Raw genomic sequence first — 16,323 nt, forward strand, 5'->3', positions numbered from 1 at the left:
CGCCCGGGTGGCCGCGCCTGCGGGCCGGGATGCGCCAGCGAATCGACGCAGACGCCTCCAAGGGGTCCGGAGCCGGCAGCGACGCAGCCATCCCCGGCTGGCCGATTCCCCGAGGCGGTGACGCGTCTGCGCAGGTAGCGTTCCCGCCGTGGTCGACTTGGATGCCGCGATCGGGTTCGTCGTGGCGCACGGGGACGCGGTGGAGCGTGCCCGCCTCTCCTGGCTGCGCAACGGCACGTCGGTGTCCGACGAGCTGCTGGAGACGGCTGAAGTCGGCCAGGCACCCGACGGCGGCTGGCCGGCGACCTGGGGCGGCGAGATCGCCTCGATCGACGCCACCTGCTTCCGGCTCGCCGAGCTGGACGACCTGGGCGCGCTCGGTCGTCCCGCCGCCCGCCGGGCACTGGACTGGTTGGCCTCGCGCCAGCAGGCCGACGGCGGCTGGGACGAGGATCCGACGCTGGCCGGCTCGGCTCCGGAGTGGGCCCGCCCCGGCGACCCGGAGGCAGGGCTGTTCCTCACCGCCAACGCCGGCTTCTGGCTCACCGTGGCCGGCCTGGACGCCCGTGCCGCGGGTCCGCTCGATCACCGGGTCGGTGGGGTGTACGCGGGGGTGGTGCAGGCGGCCGCCCACTCACTCGCGGCGCGGCTGCGCCCGGACGGCAGCTGGCCGTCATTCCTCGCCGCCGGCTGGCTGAGCGCGGCCGTGCTGCAGCGGCAGGACATGTTCCAGGAGTCGGCGCGGATCCAGGTGGTGCTCGCCGAGCGGATGCCGAAGATGTCCCCGGGGGACGTGGCCTGGCTGGCGGCCACGCTGCGCCGGGTCGGCATCGACCCGCAGGACTGGATCATGGTGCGGGCCCTGCGCCGCCTGACCGAGACGCAGCGCAGTGACGGCGGCTGGGAGAGCGACGACGGGCACCAGTTCGACGTGCACTCCACGCTGTCCGCCATCCGGGCGTGCCGGCCGGAGACGCTCAGTTGAGGCCCGGCCGGCGAGCCGCGCACAGCTGAGGCGCGGCCGGCCCGACGGCGCTCCGCTGAGGCGCGGCCGGCCCGGCGCGGGCTAGCGCAGGTGCCCGGCCCCGGTGACCACGTACTTGGTGCTGGTCAGCTCGGGCAGGCCCATCGGGCCCCGGGCGTGCAGCTTCTGCGTCGAGATGCCGATCTCCGCGCCGAAACCGAACTCGCCCCCGTCCGTGAACCGGGTCGAGGCGTTCACCATCACCGCCGCCGCGTCCACCCGGGCGACGAACTCCCGCGCCGCACTCGCCGAGTCGGTGAGAATCGCCTCGGTGTGCCCGGTGCCGTACCGCCGGATGTGCGCGACCGCCGCGTCGAGCGAGTCGACGACCGCGACGGAGATGTCCGCCGAGAGGTACTCGGTGGCGTGGTCCTCCTCGGTGGCCGGGACCACGGCGGCGGAGTATCGGGTGACCTCGGGCGAGCCGTGCACGGTCACCCCGGCCTCGGCGAACGCGGCCAGCATCGGCGGCAGGAACGCGTCGGCGACGCCCGCGTGCACCAGCAGCGACTCGGCGGTGTTGCAGGTGGAGAGGCGCTGCGTCTTGGCGTTCAGCGTCACCGCCACGGCCTGCGCCACGTCGGCGGCGGCGTCCACGTAGACGTGGCAGTTGCCGACCCCGGTCTCGATCACCGGGACGGTCGACTCCTCGACCACGGTGCGGATCAGCGACGCTCCGCCGCGCGGGATCAGCACGTCGACCAGCCCCCGGGCGCGCATCAGCTCCTTGACCGACTCGCGGGAGCTGGCGTCGAGCAGTTGCACCGCGTCGGCCGGCAGCCCGGCCCCGGCGACCGCGTCACGCAGCACCGCGACGAGCGCGGCGTTGGAATGCGCGGCCGACGACGACCCGCGCAGCAGCGCCGCGTTGCCGGACTTCAGGCAGATCCCGGCGGCGTCCACGGTCACGTTGGGGCGCGCCTCGTAGATGATGCCGACCACCCCGAACGGCACCCGGATCTGGCGCAGCTCCAGCCCGTTGGGCAGGGTCGAGCCGCGGACCACCTCGCCGACCGGGTCGGGCAGCGCAGCCATCTGGCGCAGCGCGTCGGCGATGCCGGCCACCCGGCCCGCGTCGAGGGCGAGTCGGTCCAGGACGGCCGCGCTCAGCCCGGCGTCCCGGCCGGCCGCCAGGTCCGTCGCGTTCGCGGCCAGGATCTCCGGTGTACGCGCCACCAGCGCGTCGGCCATCGCGGCCAGCGTGGCGTCCTTGGCGGTACGCGTCGCCACGGCCAGCGTCTCCGCCGCCGCCCGGGCCCGCCGGGCCTGCTCGGTCACGCTCATCGGTCACTCCTCGCGTTGGGAAGGCTCCCTTGTACAACGCCAGGCGTTAACAAGGTGCCCTTGCTTACAGCAGGACGAGGTCGTCGCGGTGGACGACCTCCCGCTCGTACGCCGGGCCGAGCGCCGCGGCGAGTTCGGAGGTGGAGCGACCGAGCAGCCCGGGCAGCTCCACCGCGTCGTAGTTGACCAGCCCGCGCGCGACCGGGGCGCCGCCGGCGTCCACCAGGTCGACCGGGTCCCCGGCGGTGAACGTCCCGTCGACGGCGGTGATGCCGGCCGGCAGCAGCGACTTGCGCCGCCCGACGACGGCGGCCACCGCGCCGGGGTCGAGGTGCAGCCGCCCTCGTGGCGAGGTGGCGTGGGCCAGCCAGAACAGTCGGGCCGCCGGGCGCTGTCGCTGCGGGTGGAACAGCGTGCCGACCGGCTCTCCGGCCAGCGCCGGGGCGGCCAGGTCGGCGCCGGTGAGCACCACCGGGATGCCGAAGCCGGTGGCGATCCGGGCCGCCTCGACCTTGGTCACCATGCCGCCGGTGCCGACCCCGGACCGCCCGGCCCCGCCGATGGTGATCCCGGCGAGGTCGTTCTCGTCGCGGACCTCGCTGATCCGGGTGGAGCGGGGTCGGGTCGGGTCACCGGTCCAGAGCGCGTCCACGTCGGAGAGGAGCACCAGCAGGTCGGCGTGCACGAGCGCGGCCACCAGGGCGGCCAGCCGGTCGTTGTCGCCGAACCGGATCTCCTCGGTGGCCACCGTGTCGTTCTCGTTGACGATCGGCACCGCGCGCAGGTCGAGCAGCTTGCGCAGGGTGCGGTACGCGTTGCGGTAGTGCGCCCGCCGGGTCACGTCGTCGACGGTGAGCAGCACCTGCCCGACGGTCAGCCCGTGCCGGGCGAAGGCGGCCGCGTACCGGCCGATCAGCAGGCCCTGCCCGACGCTGGCGGCGGCCTGCTGGGTGGCCAGGTCGCGCGGGCGTCGGGTCAGCCCGAGTGGGGCCAGGCCGGCGGCGATCGCGCCCGAGGAGACGAGCACCACCTCGCGCCCCTCGGTGGCGAGGCGCCCGAGGGTGTCGACCAGCGCGTCGACCCGCTCGTCGGCCAGCCCGTCGGTGGCTGTGGTCAACGAGGAGGACCCGATCTTGACGACGACCCGTCGGGCCGCCGTGACTGCGTCGCGCACCCGCCCATTCTGCGTGGTCGGTGCGGCGCCGCCCGGTTGCGTTCCCATATCGTGGCCGACTGTGACACCTGACGAGTACGTCGAGGCGGTCCTCGACCTGGTCGAGCGGATTCCGGAGGGCCGGGTGATGTCGTACGGCGGGGTCGCCGACGCGCTCGCCGAGCGCTCCGGCCGTGCCTCGGCCCGGCTGGTGGGCAGCATCATGGCCCGGCACGGCGGCTCGGTGCCCTGGCACCGGGTGGTCACCTCCAGCGGCCGGCTGCCCCCGGGGCACGAGCGGGAGGCGCGCGCCCGGCTGCGGGCCGAGGGGGCGCCGCTGCGCGGCGAGGGTGTGGACATCGCGATGGCGGGTTGGTCGCCGGAGGAGGGGATGTGACCTCCGCCATAACGTGAGTAACATTCGGCCCCATGAACCCGCCGCCGGGTGATGCCGGCTCGCCAGCCGCCGGCCAACTGCCCCGGTCGGTGCACGCCGGATACGCGCTCGGCTCCCTGGCCACCGGCGCGTTCGGCACCGTGCCCGGGCTGCTGCTGCTGCCGTACCTGACCGACACGCTGGGCGTGGCCGCCGGGGTGGCGGCCCTGCTGGTGCTGCTGCCCAAGGCATGGGACGTGCTGGTCAACCCGGTCGCCGGGCGGATCTCCGACCGCACCCGGTCACGCTGGGGTGCCCGCCGGCCGTACCTGCTCGTCGCCGGTCTCGCGCTCGCCGTGCTCTTCGCGGCCATCTTCGCCGCGCCGTTCGACCGTGGTCCCGCCGCCGCGGCGTACGTGGCGTTCGCCTTCCTGGCCACCGCCACCGCGTTCGCCTTCTTCCAGGTGCCGTACGTGGCGATGCCGGCCGAGCTGACCGATGACTACACCGAACGCACCCGGTTGATGACCTGGCGGATCGCCGTGCTGGCGCTGGCCATCCTGGTCTCCGGCGCGGTCGCCCCGCTGGTGGTGACCGCTGGCGGCGACGGTGTGCCCGGGCACCGGTGGATGGGGCTGTTCGTGGCGGTCCTGATCGCTCTCGGCGCTCTCGGCGCGTTTCTCGGCACCCGGTCGGCGCCGACCGGCACGGTGGGCGGCAGTGAGCCGACACTGCGCGCCCAGCTCGCCGTCGCCGGTGCCAACCGGCCGTTCCGGGCGCTGCTGATCTGCTTCGTGGTGCAGTCCGCCGGGGTGGCGACCATCCTGGCCGGGGTCAACTACTTCGCCGGGCAGATCCTGCGCGACGAGCAGAGCGGGCCGACGTTGCTCTTCGTCTGCTTCGTCGGACCGGCGCTGCTGGTGATGCCGATCTGGACCCGGGTCGGCGCCCGGTTGGGCAAGCGGGCCGGCCTGGTCGCCGCCGCGCTGATCCTCGCCGCCGGGGCGCTCGCCCTGGTCGCCGCGCCGGTGCTGCCGCCGGTCGCGGTCTACCTGCTGGTCGCGGTGATCGGCGTCGGGTACGCCGGGCAGCAGGTGTTCGCACTGGCCATGCTGCCGGACTGCATCGCGTACGACACGGCGCGCACCGGCCGGCGGCAGGCGGGCGTGTTCACCGGCGTCTGGACCGCCGGGGAGACCTTCGGCCTGGCACTCGGCCCGGGCATCTACGGTCTGGTGCTCCAGCTGTCCGGCTACGTCTCCTCCGACACCGGCACGGCGGCCGCGCAGTCCGACCTCGCCCGCCTCGGCGTCCTGCTCGGCTTCACCGTCCTACCGGCCCTCCTGGTAGGCCCTCCGGTCCTCCTGCTCCGCCGCTACACCCTCACCCCCGCCCTCCTCGCCGCGGCCACGCACGACCGACGCGTCGACCATGGAGTTGTGGTGGGGGATGAAAGCCGCTGACCACCACAAGAAGGGCACCGCGAGTCCATGATCGACGAAGACAGGATTGGGGCCGGGGCGCTGTCCGCCGACGGGGTTGCGGCGGATGTCGTGCTGGCGGAGGTTCGGCAGTTGCGGGCGGGCGATCGGCCCACGCACGGCGGGCGGCTGTTCGCGTACGTGTACGACCCGGCGGTGCCGGGGCTGGACGAGTTGGCGGCCGCCGCGCACCGCGAGAGCGCGCACGTCAACGGGCTGGACCCGACCGCGTTCCCGTCCCTGCTGGCCATGGAGAACGCGCTGGTCGCCGCAGCCGGCCGGGTGCTCGGCGGTGGACCGGGCACGACCGCGCCGGACGTCGTCGGCAGCGTCACCAGCGGCGGCACCGAGTCACTGATCCTCGCGGTCAAGGCGGCCCGGGACGCCCACCCGGAGCAGGTCGCACCGAGGATCGTGGTGCCGGCGAGCGCGCACGCGGCGTTCGCCAAGGCGGCGCACTACCTGCGGGTGGCGCTCGACGTGGTGCCGGTCTCCCCGGACACGCTGCGCCCCGACCCGGCCGCGATGGCCGCGGCTATCCGCCCGGAGACGGTGCTGGTGGCCTGCTCCGCGCCGTCGTACGCGCACGGGGTGGTGGACCCGGTCGCGGAGATCGCCGCTGCGGCGGCCCGCGCCGGGGTGCGCTGCCACGTGGACGCCTGTTTCGGCGGCTGGACCCTGCCGTACCTGCGCCGGCTCGGTGAGCCGGTGCCGCCGTTCGACTTCGCCGTACCCGGGGTCACCTCCATCTCGGTGGACCTGCACAAGTACGCGTACGCGCCGAAGGGGGTGTCGGTGCTGCTGCACCGGGATGCCACGTTGCGCGCCCCGCAGTACTTCGCGTACGCGGACTGGCCCGGCTACACCATGATCAATCCGGTGATCGCGTCCACCCGCTCGGGCGGGCCGATCGCCGCCGCGTACGCGACCCTGCGGCACCTCGGCGACGTCGGATACCTGGCACTGGCCGAACGCACCCGGGACGCGGTGGTCGGACTGGCCGCCGCCGTGCGCGGGGTCGACGGGTTGCGGCTGATGGCCGAGCCGGAGTCGACCGTGGTCTGCTTCACCGCCACCGAGGGCGGCCCGGACCTGTTCGTCCTGGTCGACGAGCTGACGGCACGCGGCTGGTACACCCAGCCCCAGCTGTCGTACGCCGGCTTGCCGGCCAGCGTGCACCTCACGGTGACCGCCGCGGTCGCGCCGCGGGTTGCCGAGTTCGGGCCGGATCTGGCCGACGCGGTGGCCGCGGCCCGGGCGGCCGGCCCGGTCCGGCTGCCCGCGGATCTGGCCGCCCTGGCCGGCGCCCTCACTCCGGACGCGTTGACCCCGGAGCTGGTGGCGGGCCTGGCCGCCGGACTGGGCCTGGGCGCCGAACCCGTCGAGGGTTCGGGCCCGGATGGCGGGTCGACCGCCGCGCCGCTGCCGGAGCGGATGGCGCTGGTGAACACGCTGCTCGACGCCGCGCCGCCGGCGCTGCGCGAGCGGCTGCTGGTGGAGTTCGTCGGCCTGCTGCAACGGCCGGCCTGGTGACCGGTGGGGGTGGCGGCCCCGCCGTCACCCCCACCGACGCTCACCGATAGGCGATGGTGTCCTCGTTGTTCGCGATGACCGGGTCGATCAGGTAGTGCCCGCCGGGGCCGGCTGCCGTGCCGCGCACCGGCGCCGTGCCCGGTGGCAGCTCGGCGCCCGGGGACAGTCGCACGCCGAGGCGCACCGTCAGCTCGCCGTTCGGCTTGATCGGACCCAGTCGGCACCGCAGCGGGGGCCGGTACTCCCCGGCGTCCGGCCCGCAGTCGTCCCAGGCGGGGCCGTCCGGCGCGAGGGATGCCGGCAGATCCAGCTCGAGGAGGACCTCGTCGGCGCGCCGGTCCCCGAGGTTGCGGATCCGCACCTGCACCGCGCCGACCAGGGAACCGTCGGTGGGGTCGTCGGCCAGGACGAGATCCTGCGCGGTCACCGCCAGGTCGGTGGAGTACGGGTTGGGTCCGAACGACGTCGGCCCCTCGACCTGCGAGAACCGCTCGCCCGTCCAGCGGTATCCGCGCCACTGCCGCTGCGACCACTCGCCCGGCCAGCCACCGCCCGGGTGCAGGTCGGCCACCTCCACTCGGACGGTGCCGTCGGAGCGCCCGTCCAGCCCGGTCAACCACTGTGGCTTCTCGCGGCTGGTGGCCACCACCCGGCCGATCGTGACGATCCTGCCTGCCTCGTCCCGATCGAACGCGACGACCTGCTGCGGTCCACCGCTGCCGAACGAGCACAGCAGCATGGCCACGGTCTCGGTCGCACCGTCGCCGTCGACGTCGGCGTAATCGATCGCCTCGAGGGCGTTCGTTCCCTCCTTGGCGGTGCCCGGGTCGCCGACCAACCGGACTCCGCTCACCGGGCAGTCGGGTGGCCCCGATCGCCAGGCCGGCAGGTCGACCCGTGCGGCGAGCAGTTGGGCGCGGCTGATCCGCCCGTCCGCAGCCGTGGGCCGGGTCGGGTTGACGGTGGTCGCCGAGGGCGTGCCGGTGGGGCTCGGCGAGGCGCTCGGCGTGCGACTCGCGGTCACGCTGGGGGTGGGGTCCACCGGCCCGGGTGGCGAATCGGGGCGGTCCAGGGCCGCGTACCCGACGGCCGGGCCGCCCAGCAGCGCCACCGCCACCGCTCCGGCCGTGGCGAGGTGGCGGCGCCGTCGCCGGCGTACCGTCCGCCGGACCTCCGCCGGCCCCGGTACCTCGATCTCGGCCAGCATCGTGCTGCGGTACCCGCTGAACTCCGCGGCGAGATCGACGCGCTCCAGCTCAGACATTTTTCACCCCCTCGGTGGTGTCACGCAGATACCCGGCCAGCGCCGCCCGGCTCCGGTGCAGCCAGGACTTGACCGTGCCCTCGGCGACCCGCTCCTGTGCCGCGATCTCGGCCACCGTCAGGTCCGCGAGATAGTGCAGCACCACCGCCCGGCGTTGCCGGGGCGGCAGCTTCGCCAGCGCCGCGTCGACCGCCACCCGGTCAGGCGTCGGCCCGGCCACGTGCGTCTCCCGCTGCCGCAGCAGGTAGGCCTGCGCGGTGCGCAGCCGTCGCCACCGGTTGTGGCCGAGGTTCCAGGCGACCCTGCGGACCCAGGCCAGCGGGTCGTCGTAGGCGGCCACCCGGTCCCACCGCGCGAACGCCTTGCAGAAGGCCTCCTGGACCAGGTCCTGCGCCTGGCCGCGGTCCCCGGTGTAGGCGGCGAGCTGAATCACCAGGCCGCGGTAGTGCGCGTGGTAGAAGTCGTCGAAGCTCAGCTCGGCCCGCTCGGGCCCGGCGTCGTGCAGTTGGTCCGGCGGCGGCTCACCCGCCCGAACGTCTCTCGTCACACTCACTCGCTCTCCCCCGTGGCGGACGCGGCGTCGGGCACCCCCGACAGAGGTGACACACCGCGACGCCGGGGAAGGTTGCGACCGCCGGAAAGCTGACTGTGCCACGGCTCTCATCGATCCTGGCGGATCCAGGCGGGTGCGGATACGCGTCGCGGGGGCCTGGCCCGGGCCAGCCGGCCACCGGGTCGGCGTCGGTCGCTGTGGTTGACTGTCCGGTGGGGGACAGGAAGGGGACGCTCGTGCAGCTGCCGGCAGTGCTCGGCGAGCCGATCCGGTTCGTGCTGAACTGGGGCCGCCGCTACTCGCTCTGGGTCTTCAACTTCGGCCTGGCCTGCTGCGCGATCGAGTTCATCGCCACCAGCATGGGTCGGCACGACTTCATCCGGCTCGGCGTGATCCCGTTCGCCCACGGCCCCCGGCAGGCCGACCTGATGGTGGTCTCCGGCACGGTGACCGACAAGATGGCGCCTGCGATCAAACGACTCTACGACCAGATGCCGGAGCCGAAGTACGTCATCTCGTTCGGCGCCTGCTCCAACTGCGGCGGCCCCTACTGGGACTCGTACTCGGTGACCAAGGGCGTCGACCAGCTCATCCCGGTCGACGTCTACGTGCCCGGCTGCCCGCCCCGGCCGGAGGCGCTGCTGCACGGCATCCTGCGCCTCCAGGAGAAGATCGCCGCCGAGCAGTCCGGCCTCGGTGGGGTGTCCCGCCCGGATCTGCTCGCCGCGCCGGTGGACGCCGGCCCCCGCGACGGCGCCGCCCCGCGCTCCGTCGACTCGCTCACCGCCCCGCCGGTACGCCCGCCCGCCGCCGGCTGACGCCCGCAGCCGCATCAGCCCCTCGGCCGAGCGGACCAGTCGGTTGCCCGACGCCCCGGGTGGTCCGGGCGAGCTAGCCTGCGCACCATGAGCAGCTCCGTGGACCGGCGGTCAGCCCACATCGTCGACGTGCTGACCGAGGAGTTCGGCGCGTCGATGGCGATCGACCCGGCCGCCTTCCGCCGCAAGTTCCGCAAGATGGCCGCGTCACCCTTCGCCTTCTACCGGGGCAGCGCCGCCCTGTTCTACGCCGACCAGCTCGGCGACTTCGCCGACGACCGGTTCCTGGACGAGCGGACCGGCCGGGTGTGGATCCACGGTGACCTGCACGCTGAGAACTTCGGCACGTACATGAACGCCTCCGGGCAGCTGGTGTTCAACGTCAACGACTTCGACGAGGCGTACGTCGGACCGTTCACCTGGGACCTGCGGCGGTTCGCGGCCAGCGTCGCGCTGCTCGGCTACAGCAAGGCGCTCTCCGACACGGTGATCGGCGAGCTGGTGGCCGGCTTCGCCCGGTCGTACCTGACCGAGCTGCGGGCGATCGCCGCCGGCGGGGACGACGCCATCGGCTCGATCACCCTGGACAACGCCGACGGGGTCCTGCGCCGGGTGCTCCAGCAGGCCCGGCTCAACACCCGGGTCGACCTGCTCGCCGAGCAGACCACCGTCGACAACTACGAGCGGCGCTTCTCCGTCGGCGACGGGGTCTTCGAGATCGACGGGGACACCCGCGACAAGGTCCTCGCCGCCTTCGAGGTGTACCTGGGCACGCTGCCCGCCGCCTCGGCCCGCCTGCGCCCGGTGGCGGCGAGGATCAAGGACGTGGTGCTGCGCAAGGGGGTGGGCATCGGCTCGGCCGGGCTGCCGTCGTACAACCTGCTGTTGGAGGGCCACACCCAGGCACTGGAGAACGACGTCGTCATCTACATGAAGCAGGCGCAGGTGCCGGCGGTGGCCCGGTACGTCTCCGACGAGTCGGTCCGCGGCTACTTCCAGCACCAGGGTCACCGGACCGCCGAGTCGCAGCGGGCGTTGCAGGCGCACGCCGACCCGTGGCTCGGCTTCACCGAGCTGGACGGGGCCGGCCAGCTCGTCGCCGAGGTCTCCCCGTACGCCGCCGACCTGGACTGGTCCGACGTCAACGAGCCGGAGGAGCTGACCGGGGTGCTCGCCGACCTCGGCCGGGCGGTGGCGCGGATGCACTCGGTCGCCGACGACGAGTCCAGCCACGACCTGGTGGACTACTCCACCGAGGAGGCGATCGTGGCCGCGGTGGAGCGCGACGAGCCGGGCTTCGTCACCCACCTGGTGGAGTTCGCGCACGCGTACGGGGTGCGCGCCCGGCAGGACCACCAGCTCTTCGTGGACCTGTTCCGCAACGGCCGGCTGCCCGGCATCTGACCGGTCGGCCCGCCGTTCAGGAGCCGAACTCCAGCACCACCTTGATGTCGCCCTGCTCGGCGGCGTACGCCTCGGCGTACCGCTCGACCGGCACCCGCCGGGTGAGCAGCGACTCCAGCCAGGACTGGTCGGCGCGGCTGAGCGCCTGAGCGGCCATGCTCCAGTGCCGCCGGTTGGCGTTCACCGAGCCGAAGACCACGTTGTTCTCCAGCACCAGCGCCCGGTTGAGCGCGCCGGCGTCGAAGTCGATGCTCCGGCCGCCGCTGGACACCCCGGCCAGGCAGACGATCCCGGTCGGTGCCGCCTTGCACATCACGTCGATGACCACCGTCGGGGCGCCGGTGCACTCGACCACCACGTCCGGTTCGAAGGGCAGGTCGTTGACCGGCACCGTGTGGTACGAGGCGCCGAGCGCGGCGACCAGCTCCGGCTTCGGCCCCGAGGTCGCCCGGTCCAGCACGTGTACGGCGAGCCCGCGTTGGGTGGCGAGCAGCGCCGCCAGCAGCCCGATCGGCCCCGCGCCGGTCACCAGAACCGTCTGTGGCTGCCACTCGGCCCGGTGGCCGATCCGCTCGATGTGGTCCCACGCCTTGGCCACCACGCTGGTCGGTTCGAGCAGCACGCCGACCCGGGCCAGCGCCGGGTCGAGCCGGACCGCGAACTGGGGCTCGATGCGCCAACGATCGCGGGCGAACCCCGGCAGCGCCTTGATGCCGTGCTCGGTGTACTGCCCGTTGCGGCACATGTCCCACTCGCCCACCGCGCAGTTGGGGCAGGGCACCGGGTCGGGGTGCCGGACGATCCCGGCCACCAGGTCGCCGGGTTGCACGGTGCCGGTCGGATCTTCCAGCACCCGGCCCAACGACTCGTGCCCGATGATCAGGCGGTCCGCGCCGGGCGGCGCCTCGCCGTACTCGCCGGCGATGATCTCGTGGTCGGTGCCGCAGATCCCCACCGCCAGCGACTCGACCAGGACGGCGCCCTCCTCGGGCGCCGGCTCGGGCTGATCCTCGACGAGGCTCAGCGAGTTGGCGACTCCGGGTTTCACAGTGACAGCGCGCACGCCTCCCATCTTTCACCGCCGAGCACCGGGCCGCCCGCAAAGCCGGCAGATCGTCGGTGCCAGGACTCCACCTCGGCGCGAACGGGGACCTCCACACAGGCCCTAGGATCAACGGCATGACTCCCGAAGAGGTCGGCGCTCGGCTGGTCGCGCTGCTCGCGCCGGTCGAGGCGACCCCGTCGGTCTCCGGCGGGCAGCGGTACGCCCGGGCCACCGTCGACGTGCCGCCGGCGAGCTGGCGGGACGCGCTCTGCGCCGCCCGCGACGACGCCGAGCTGGCCTGCGACTTCTTCGACTGGCTCTCCGCGGTGGACGAGCTGGCCGAGGGCTTCGACGTGGTGGCGCACCTCTGGTCGACCCGGCTGCGGCACGGCGTGCTGCTGCGCACCCGACTGCCCCGCAGCGCGGCCACGGTGGCTTCGGTGGTCGACGTCTACCCGGGTGCCGCCTGGCACGAGCGGGAGACGCACGAGATGTTCGGCATCGGCTTCGCCGGCCACGGCGAGCTGCGACCGCTGCTGCTGCCGCCCGAGTTCGAGGGCCACCCGCTGCGCAAGGAGTTCGTGCTCGCCTCCCGGGTGGCCAAGCCGTGGCCGGGCGCGAAGGAACCGGGCGAGTCCGAGGCCGGCGGTGGCCGCCGGCCCATCCGCCCGCCGGGCGTGCCCGCTCCGGGCGAGTGGGGCACCACGCCCACCCCTGCCGGAGCGGGCGGGGCGGGGGAGGGCCCGCGCGGCGGCACCCCGGCCAGACCGGCCGGTGAGCGGCCGGCGCGGCCTGCCCAGGGGGCCCGTCCGGCGCGTACTCCCCGGCCCGCCGGCACCGCCGACGGCCCGGCCGCGCCCGACCAACCCGCGGCCGGCGCGAGCCCGGGCGGCCCGGTCGCGGACCCGCCGGCGCGTGGCGACCGGACCGACGACGACGGGGGTGCGGCCTGATGCCGCTCTGGGTGGAGCTGGTGCTGCGGGTGGGCGGCGTGCTGGTCGCGTTCCTCACCCTGCCGTTGCTGGTGGGGCAGGCCGAGCACAAGGTGATGGCGCACATGCAGGGCCGGCTGGGCCCGATGTACGCGGGCGGCTTCCACGGCTGGGCGCAGCTCGTGGCCGACGGGGTCAAGTTCGTGCAGAAGGAGGACATCACCCCGCGTGAGGCGGACCGGGCCGTGTTCCGGCTGGCGCCGGCGGTGGCCCTGGTGCCCTATCTGCTGGTGCTGCTGGTCATCCCGCTCGGCCCGAACGACCTGGTCGGGCAGCCGCTGGACATCGGCCTGTTCTTCGTGCTGGCCGTGGTCGGCGTCGGGGTGGTGGCGGTGCTCATGTCGGCCTGGGCGTCGGCCAACAAGTACAGCCTGCTCGGCGGGCTGCGTGGGGCCGCCCAGCTGCTCGGCTACGAGCTGCCGCTGGTGCTGGCCGCCGCCTCGGTGGCGATGGCGGCGGGCACGCTCAGCCTCTCCGGCATCGTCGAGGCGTGGCAGCCGTGGTGGTTGCTCTGGCAGGCGCCCGCGATGATCATCTTCTTCGTCGCCGGTCTGGCCGAGATCCGCCGGCCCCCGTTCGACATGCCGGTGGCGGACTCGGAGCTGGTCTTCGGGTACATGACCGAGTACACGGGTCTCCGCTTCGCGTTCTTCCTGCTCGCCGAGTACGTCGGCATCGTGGTGATCGCGGCGCTGACCACGGTGCTGTTCCTCGGCGGCTGGCAGGGCCCGTTCGCCGACGACCAGCTGGGCTGGCTCTGGACCCTGCTCAAGGTCTTCGCCGTGGCGTTCGTGATCATCTGGCTCCGGGTGTCCTACCCACGGCTGCGCGAGGACCAGCTCCAGCGGCTCTGCTGGCTGGTGCTGGTGCCGGCCTCCCTCGCGCAGCTGGTCCTCACGGCCGCCGTCCGCATCGCCCTCTGACAGCGAAGGAAGGGCACCTTGTTAACGCCTGCGGTAGAGCAGGGGCCCCTTGTTAACAGCTGAGGCTGGGCCCGTCAGCTGAGGCGGGGCCGGTCAGCGCAGCGGGGTGTGCGCGGGATCGACGGGCTCGGCCGGCGGCGGTGGCGGCGTGCCCTCGCCGAAGGGGCGGCCGCCGAGAACTTCCCGGCCGTGCGGGGTGATCCAGTCGGACAGGTCGGGGCCGAGGGGGACGATCCCGGTCGGGTTGATGTCCCGGTGCACCTCGTAGTAGTGCCGCTTGATGTGGTCGAAGTCGATGGTGTCGCCGAACCCGGGGGTCTGGAACAGGTCCCGGGCGTACGCCCAGAGCACCGGCATCTCGCTCAGCTTCTGCCGGTTGCACTTGAAGTGGCCGTGGTAGACCGGGTCGAAGCGGACCAGCGTGGTGAAGAGCCGCACGTCCGCCTCGGTGATGGTGTCGCCGACCAGGTAGCGCTGGTCGGTCAGCCGCCCGGACAACCAGTCCAGCCGGTCGAACAGCCGGTGGTACGCCTTGTCGTACGCCTCCTGGCTGCCGGCGAAGCCGCACCGGTAGACGCCGTTGTTGACGTCCCGGAACACCACGTCGTTGACCTCGTCGATCTGCGCCCGCAGGTGGCCGGGGTAGAGCTGTGGCGCGCCCTCGCGGTGGTACGCGCCCCACTGCGTGGACAGGTCGAGGCTCATCTGCGCGTAGTCGTTGGTCACGACCTGCCCGGTCGGCACGTCGACGATCGCCGGCACGGTGATGCCCCGCTCGTAGCCGGGGAAGCGCTTGAAGTACGCATCCTGGATGCGCTCGATGCCGAGCACCGGGTCCCGCCCGTCGGGGTCGAGGTCGAAGGTCCAGCTGCGGGCGTCGTGGGTGGGGCCGGCCACCGCCATCGAGATGGCTTCCTCCAGCCCGAGCAGCCGCCGCACGATGATCAGGCGGTTGGCCCACGGGCAGGCCCGGCTGACCGCCAGCCGGTACCGGCCCGGCTCCACCGGGTACCCGTCCCGCCCGCCCGCGGTGATCCGGGTGGCGATGTACCGCTGGTCCCGGGTGAACTCGCCGCCCGGCTCGACATACTTCCCGCCTGTTTCCTCGCCCACGTCGCCCTCCCGGTGCGGTTGCCGTCTCGTCCCCATCCTCGCGGATCCCCCGTCCGCTCCGCGCGCCGGCGACCAACCCGACCGTGGGCGGCGTCATGCACGCCCCGCCGCGACCGGCGACGGCGTCGGGGGCGGCTAACCTGCCGGCATGACGGATGTGGAGGCGGCGGCCCGGCGCTTCATCGCCGACGTGTGGAACGCCCGCCGGGAGGAGTCCGCGTACGAGCTGATCGCCGAGGAGTGCCCGGGGCTGGGCGGCACCGGGCCGGAGGCGACGCTGGCCTGGCACCGGGAGCGGCGGGCGGCCTTCCCGGACCTGCGCTACAAGATCGTGGACGTGGTGGCGGCCGGCGAGCGGGTGGCCGTGCACTGGCGGGCGGCCGGCACGCACGTCGGGCAGTTCGGGCCGGTGCCGCCGACCGGGCAGGTGGTCAGTTACTCCGGGGCGACGTTCCTGCGCTTCGACGCGGCGGGCCGGATCGTCGAGGTGTGGAGCTGCAACGAGTTGTTCCAGCTGCTTCAGCAGCTCGGCGTCGAGATGCTCCCGCCGACCGGCGGCATCAGCGCGCCCGGGGCCTGATCCGGTTGATCGGGAGGGGCTCGCCGGTGTCGACGAACTTCGTCCACCGCCCGGTCCCGGTGTAGACCCCGTTCAGTGCGTCGATCGCCGCACACCCACGGGTGGTGGTCGCGCGCGCCGGGGCCACAGGGCAGGATGGTCGACATGAGCGACCCCAGCGAGCACGGCGGCGCGGCCGGCGGCACCAGCGAGCGCGGCCTGCCCGGCGCGGGCCTGGTGAAGGGGCTGGCGGTCACCCTCAAGACGATGACCAGCCGCTCGACCACCCAGCAGTACCCGGATGTCGCCCCCGAGCTGCCGCCCCGTTCGCGCGGCGTGATCGCGCTGTCCGAGGAGAACTGCACGGTCTGCATGCTCTGCGCCCGTGAGTGTCCGGACTGGTGCATCTACATCGACTCGCACAAGGAGGAGGTGGCGGTGCCCGGCGCCGCCCGCCCCCGCCAGCGCAACGTGCTCGACAAGTTCGACATCGACTTCTCGCTCTGCATGTACTGCGGCATCTGCATCGAGGTCTGCCCGTTCGACGCGCTCTACTGGTCGCCGGAGTTCGAGTACGCCGAGTACGACATCAAGGACCTGCTGCACGACAAGGACCACCTCGGTCAGTGGATGGCCACCGTCCCGCCGCCGCCCGCGCACGACCCGAACGGCGAGCCGGCCAAGGAGGAGACCGCCGCCGCGCGCAAGGCGGCCGCCGCCCGTCCGGCCCCGCCTGCGGTGCGCCCCGAGCCCGGCGCCGACCCGGGTGCCGCGTCGTGACCGCCCGACGGTCGGCGGCCC

16 protein-coding genes are annotated in these 16,323 nt (G+C 73.8%); 10 read left to right on the forward strand and 6 right to left on the reverse strand.

The genetic code is table 11. The annotated features are described in order from the left end of the window. The first annotated feature begins 148 nt into the window (after nt 1-148). A complete protein-coding gene (locus KBX63_RS31165) occupies nt 149-985 on the forward strand; it encodes a prenyltransferase/squalene oxidase repeat-containing protein (RefSeq protein ID WP_210917458.1) in 837 nt (278 codons plus the stop codon). Nucleotides 986-1,066: 81 nt separating this feature from the next. On the opposite strand, the gene KBX63_RS31170 is transcribed toward KBX63_RS31165, so the two are convergent. Further along, entirely contained in the window at nt 1,067-2,308 is a 1,242-nt protein-coding gene (locus KBX63_RS31170) for a glutamate-5-semialdehyde dehydrogenase (protein ID WP_210917459.1), read from the reverse strand. A gap of 64 nt (nt 2,309-2,372) precedes the next feature. Next, nucleotides 2,373-3,530, reverse strand: coding sequence for a glutamate 5-kinase (gene proB, locus KBX63_RS31175; RefSeq protein WP_210917460.1), 1,158 nt, complete (start codon nt 3,528-3,530; stop codon nt 2,373-2,375). Nucleotides 3,531-3,543: 13 nt separating this feature from the next. On the opposite strand from proB, the gene KBX63_RS31180 reads away from it, so the two are divergent. From KBX63_RS31180 to KBX63_RS31190, 3 genes are read left to right on the forward strand one after another with little or no spacing between them, the layout of a single operon-like run. After that, entirely contained in the window at nt 3,544-3,858 is a 315-nt protein-coding gene (locus KBX63_RS31180; protein WP_210917461.1) for an MGMT family protein, read from the forward strand. Nucleotides 3,859-3,890: 32 nt separating this feature from the next. Continuing rightward, a complete protein-coding gene (locus KBX63_RS31185; RefSeq protein WP_210917463.1) occupies nt 3,891-5,300 on the forward strand; it encodes an MFS transporter in 1,410 nt (469 codons plus the stop codon). A gap of 27 nt (nt 5,301-5,327) precedes the next feature. Then, nucleotides 5,328-6,851, forward strand: a complete 1,524-nt coding sequence (locus KBX63_RS31190; protein WP_210917465.1) for an aminotransferase class V-fold PLP-dependent enzyme — start codon at nt 5,328-5,330, stop codon at nt 6,849-6,851. A gap of 40 nt (nt 6,852-6,891) precedes the next feature. On the opposite strand, the gene KBX63_RS31195 is transcribed toward KBX63_RS31190, so the two are convergent. Both KBX63_RS31195 and KBX63_RS31200 read right to left on the reverse strand, forming a co-directional pair. After that, the gene (locus KBX63_RS31195; RefSeq protein ID WP_210917466.1) at nt 6,892-8,115 is read right to left on the reverse strand and encodes a hypothetical protein; all 1,224 of its coding nucleotides are present in this window, start codon (nt 8,113-8,115) and stop codon (nt 6,892-6,894) included. Next, nucleotides 8,108-8,668, reverse strand: a complete 561-nt coding sequence (locus tag KBX63_RS31200; protein ID WP_374102287.1) for a SigE family RNA polymerase sigma factor — start codon at nt 8,666-8,668, stop codon at nt 8,108-8,110. The genes KBX63_RS31195 and KBX63_RS31200 overlap by 8 nt, the downstream gene beginning before the upstream one ends. Before the next feature lie 236 nt (nt 8,669-8,904). Between KBX63_RS31200 and KBX63_RS31205 the strand changes: the two genes are divergently transcribed. Next, a complete protein-coding gene (locus KBX63_RS31205) occupies nt 8,905-9,486 on the forward strand; it encodes an NADH-quinone oxidoreductase subunit B (RefSeq protein ID WP_210917468.1) in 582 nt (193 codons plus the stop codon). Nucleotides 9,487-9,573: 87 nt separating this feature from the next. Continuing rightward, on the forward strand, nt 9,574-10,890 hold the full coding sequence (locus KBX63_RS31210; RefSeq protein ID WP_210917469.1) for a DUF2252 domain-containing protein: 1,317 nt from the start codon (nt 9,574-9,576) through the stop codon (nt 10,888-10,890). A gap of 16 nt (nt 10,891-10,906) precedes the next feature. Here KBX63_RS31210 and KBX63_RS31215 read toward each other — a convergent pair whose 3' ends face one another. Next, nucleotides 10,907-11,953, reverse strand: coding sequence for a glucose 1-dehydrogenase (locus KBX63_RS31215; protein WP_210917470.1), 1,047 nt, complete (start codon nt 11,951-11,953; stop codon nt 10,907-10,909). 116 nt (nt 11,954-12,069) lie between these two features. Here KBX63_RS31215 and KBX63_RS31220 point away from each other — a divergent pair, with 116 nt between their 5' ends. Both KBX63_RS31220 and KBX63_RS31225 read left to right on the forward strand, forming a co-directional pair. Continuing rightward, on the forward strand, nt 12,070-12,888 hold the full coding sequence (locus KBX63_RS31220) for an NADH-quinone oxidoreductase subunit C (protein ID WP_210917473.1): 819 nt from the start codon (nt 12,070-12,072) through the stop codon (nt 12,886-12,888). Next, the gene (locus KBX63_RS31225) at nt 12,888-13,850 is read left to right on the forward strand and encodes a complex I subunit 1 family protein (RefSeq protein ID WP_210917475.1); all 963 of its coding nucleotides are present in this window, start codon (nt 12,888-12,890) and stop codon (nt 13,848-13,850) included. Before KBX63_RS31220 ends, KBX63_RS31225 begins: the two co-directional genes overlap by 1 nt. 93 nt (nt 13,851-13,943) lie before the next feature. Here the strand turns inward: KBX63_RS31225 and KBX63_RS31230 are convergent, their stop codons facing one another. Then, nucleotides 13,944-14,999: a glutathione S-transferase family protein gene (locus KBX63_RS31230; protein WP_210917476.1), complete on the reverse strand. Its 1,056-nt coding sequence runs from the start codon at nt 14,997-14,999 to the stop codon at nt 13,944-13,946. 112 nt (nt 15,000-15,111) lie between these two features. Here KBX63_RS31230 and KBX63_RS31235 point away from each other — a divergent pair, with 112 nt between their 5' ends. Both KBX63_RS31235 and KBX63_RS31240 read left to right on the forward strand, forming a co-directional pair. After that, a complete protein-coding gene (locus KBX63_RS31235) occupies nt 15,112-15,543 on the forward strand; it encodes an ester cyclase (RefSeq protein ID WP_210917477.1) in 432 nt (143 codons plus the stop codon). A 135-nt stretch (nt 15,544-15,678) separates the two neighbouring features. Next, entirely contained in the window at nt 15,679-16,302 is a 624-nt protein-coding gene (locus tag KBX63_RS31240; protein ID WP_210917478.1) for an NADH-quinone oxidoreductase subunit I, read from the forward strand. Nucleotides 16,303-16,323: the final 21 nt, after the last annotated feature.

The organism is Micromonospora sp. U21 (assembly GCF_018070045.1).
GTDB lineage: Bacteria > Actinomycetota > Actinomycetes > Mycobacteriales > Micromonosporaceae > Micromonospora.

Coding starts and splice junctions, on each gene's coding strand:
- KBX63_RS31230 (WP_210917476.1), bottom strand. CDS start 14,999: ATGGGGACGAGACGGCAACCGCACCGGGAGGGCGACGTGGGCGAGGAA.
- KBX63_RS31235 (WP_210917477.1), top strand. CDS start 15,112: ATGACGGATGTGGAGGCGGCGGCCCGGCGCTTCATCGCCGACGTGTGG.
- KBX63_RS31220 (WP_210917473.1), top strand. CDS start 12,070: ATGACTCCCGAAGAGGTCGGCGCTCGGCTGGTCGCGCTGCTCGCGCCG.
- proB (WP_210917460.1), bottom strand. CDS start 3,530: ATGGGAACGCAACCGGGCGGCGCCGCACCGACCACGCAGAATGGGCGG.
- KBX63_RS31210 (WP_210917469.1), top strand. CDS start 9,574: ATGAGCAGCTCCGTGGACCGGCGGTCAGCCCACATCGTCGACGTGCTG.
- KBX63_RS31170 (WP_210917459.1), bottom strand. CDS start 2,308: ATGAGCGTGACCGAGCAGGCCCGGCGGGCCCGGGCGGCGGCGGAGACG.
- KBX63_RS31225 (WP_210917475.1), top strand. CDS start 12,888: ATGCCGCTCTGGGTGGAGCTGGTGCTGCGGGTGGGCGGCGTGCTGGTC.
- KBX63_RS31240 (WP_210917478.1), top strand. CDS start 15,679: ATGGTCGACATGAGCGACCCCAGCGAGCACGGCGGCGCGGCCGGCGGC.
- KBX63_RS31185 (WP_210917463.1), top strand. CDS start 3,891: ATGAACCCGCCGCCGGGTGATGCCGGCTCGCCAGCCGCCGGCCAACTG.
- KBX63_RS31190 (WP_210917465.1), top strand. CDS start 5,328: ATGATCGACGAAGACAGGATTGGGGCCGGGGCGCTGTCCGCCGACGGG.
- KBX63_RS31195 (WP_210917466.1), bottom strand. CDS start 8,115: ATGTCTGAGCTGGAGCGCGTCGATCTCGCCGCGGAGTTCAGCGGGTAC.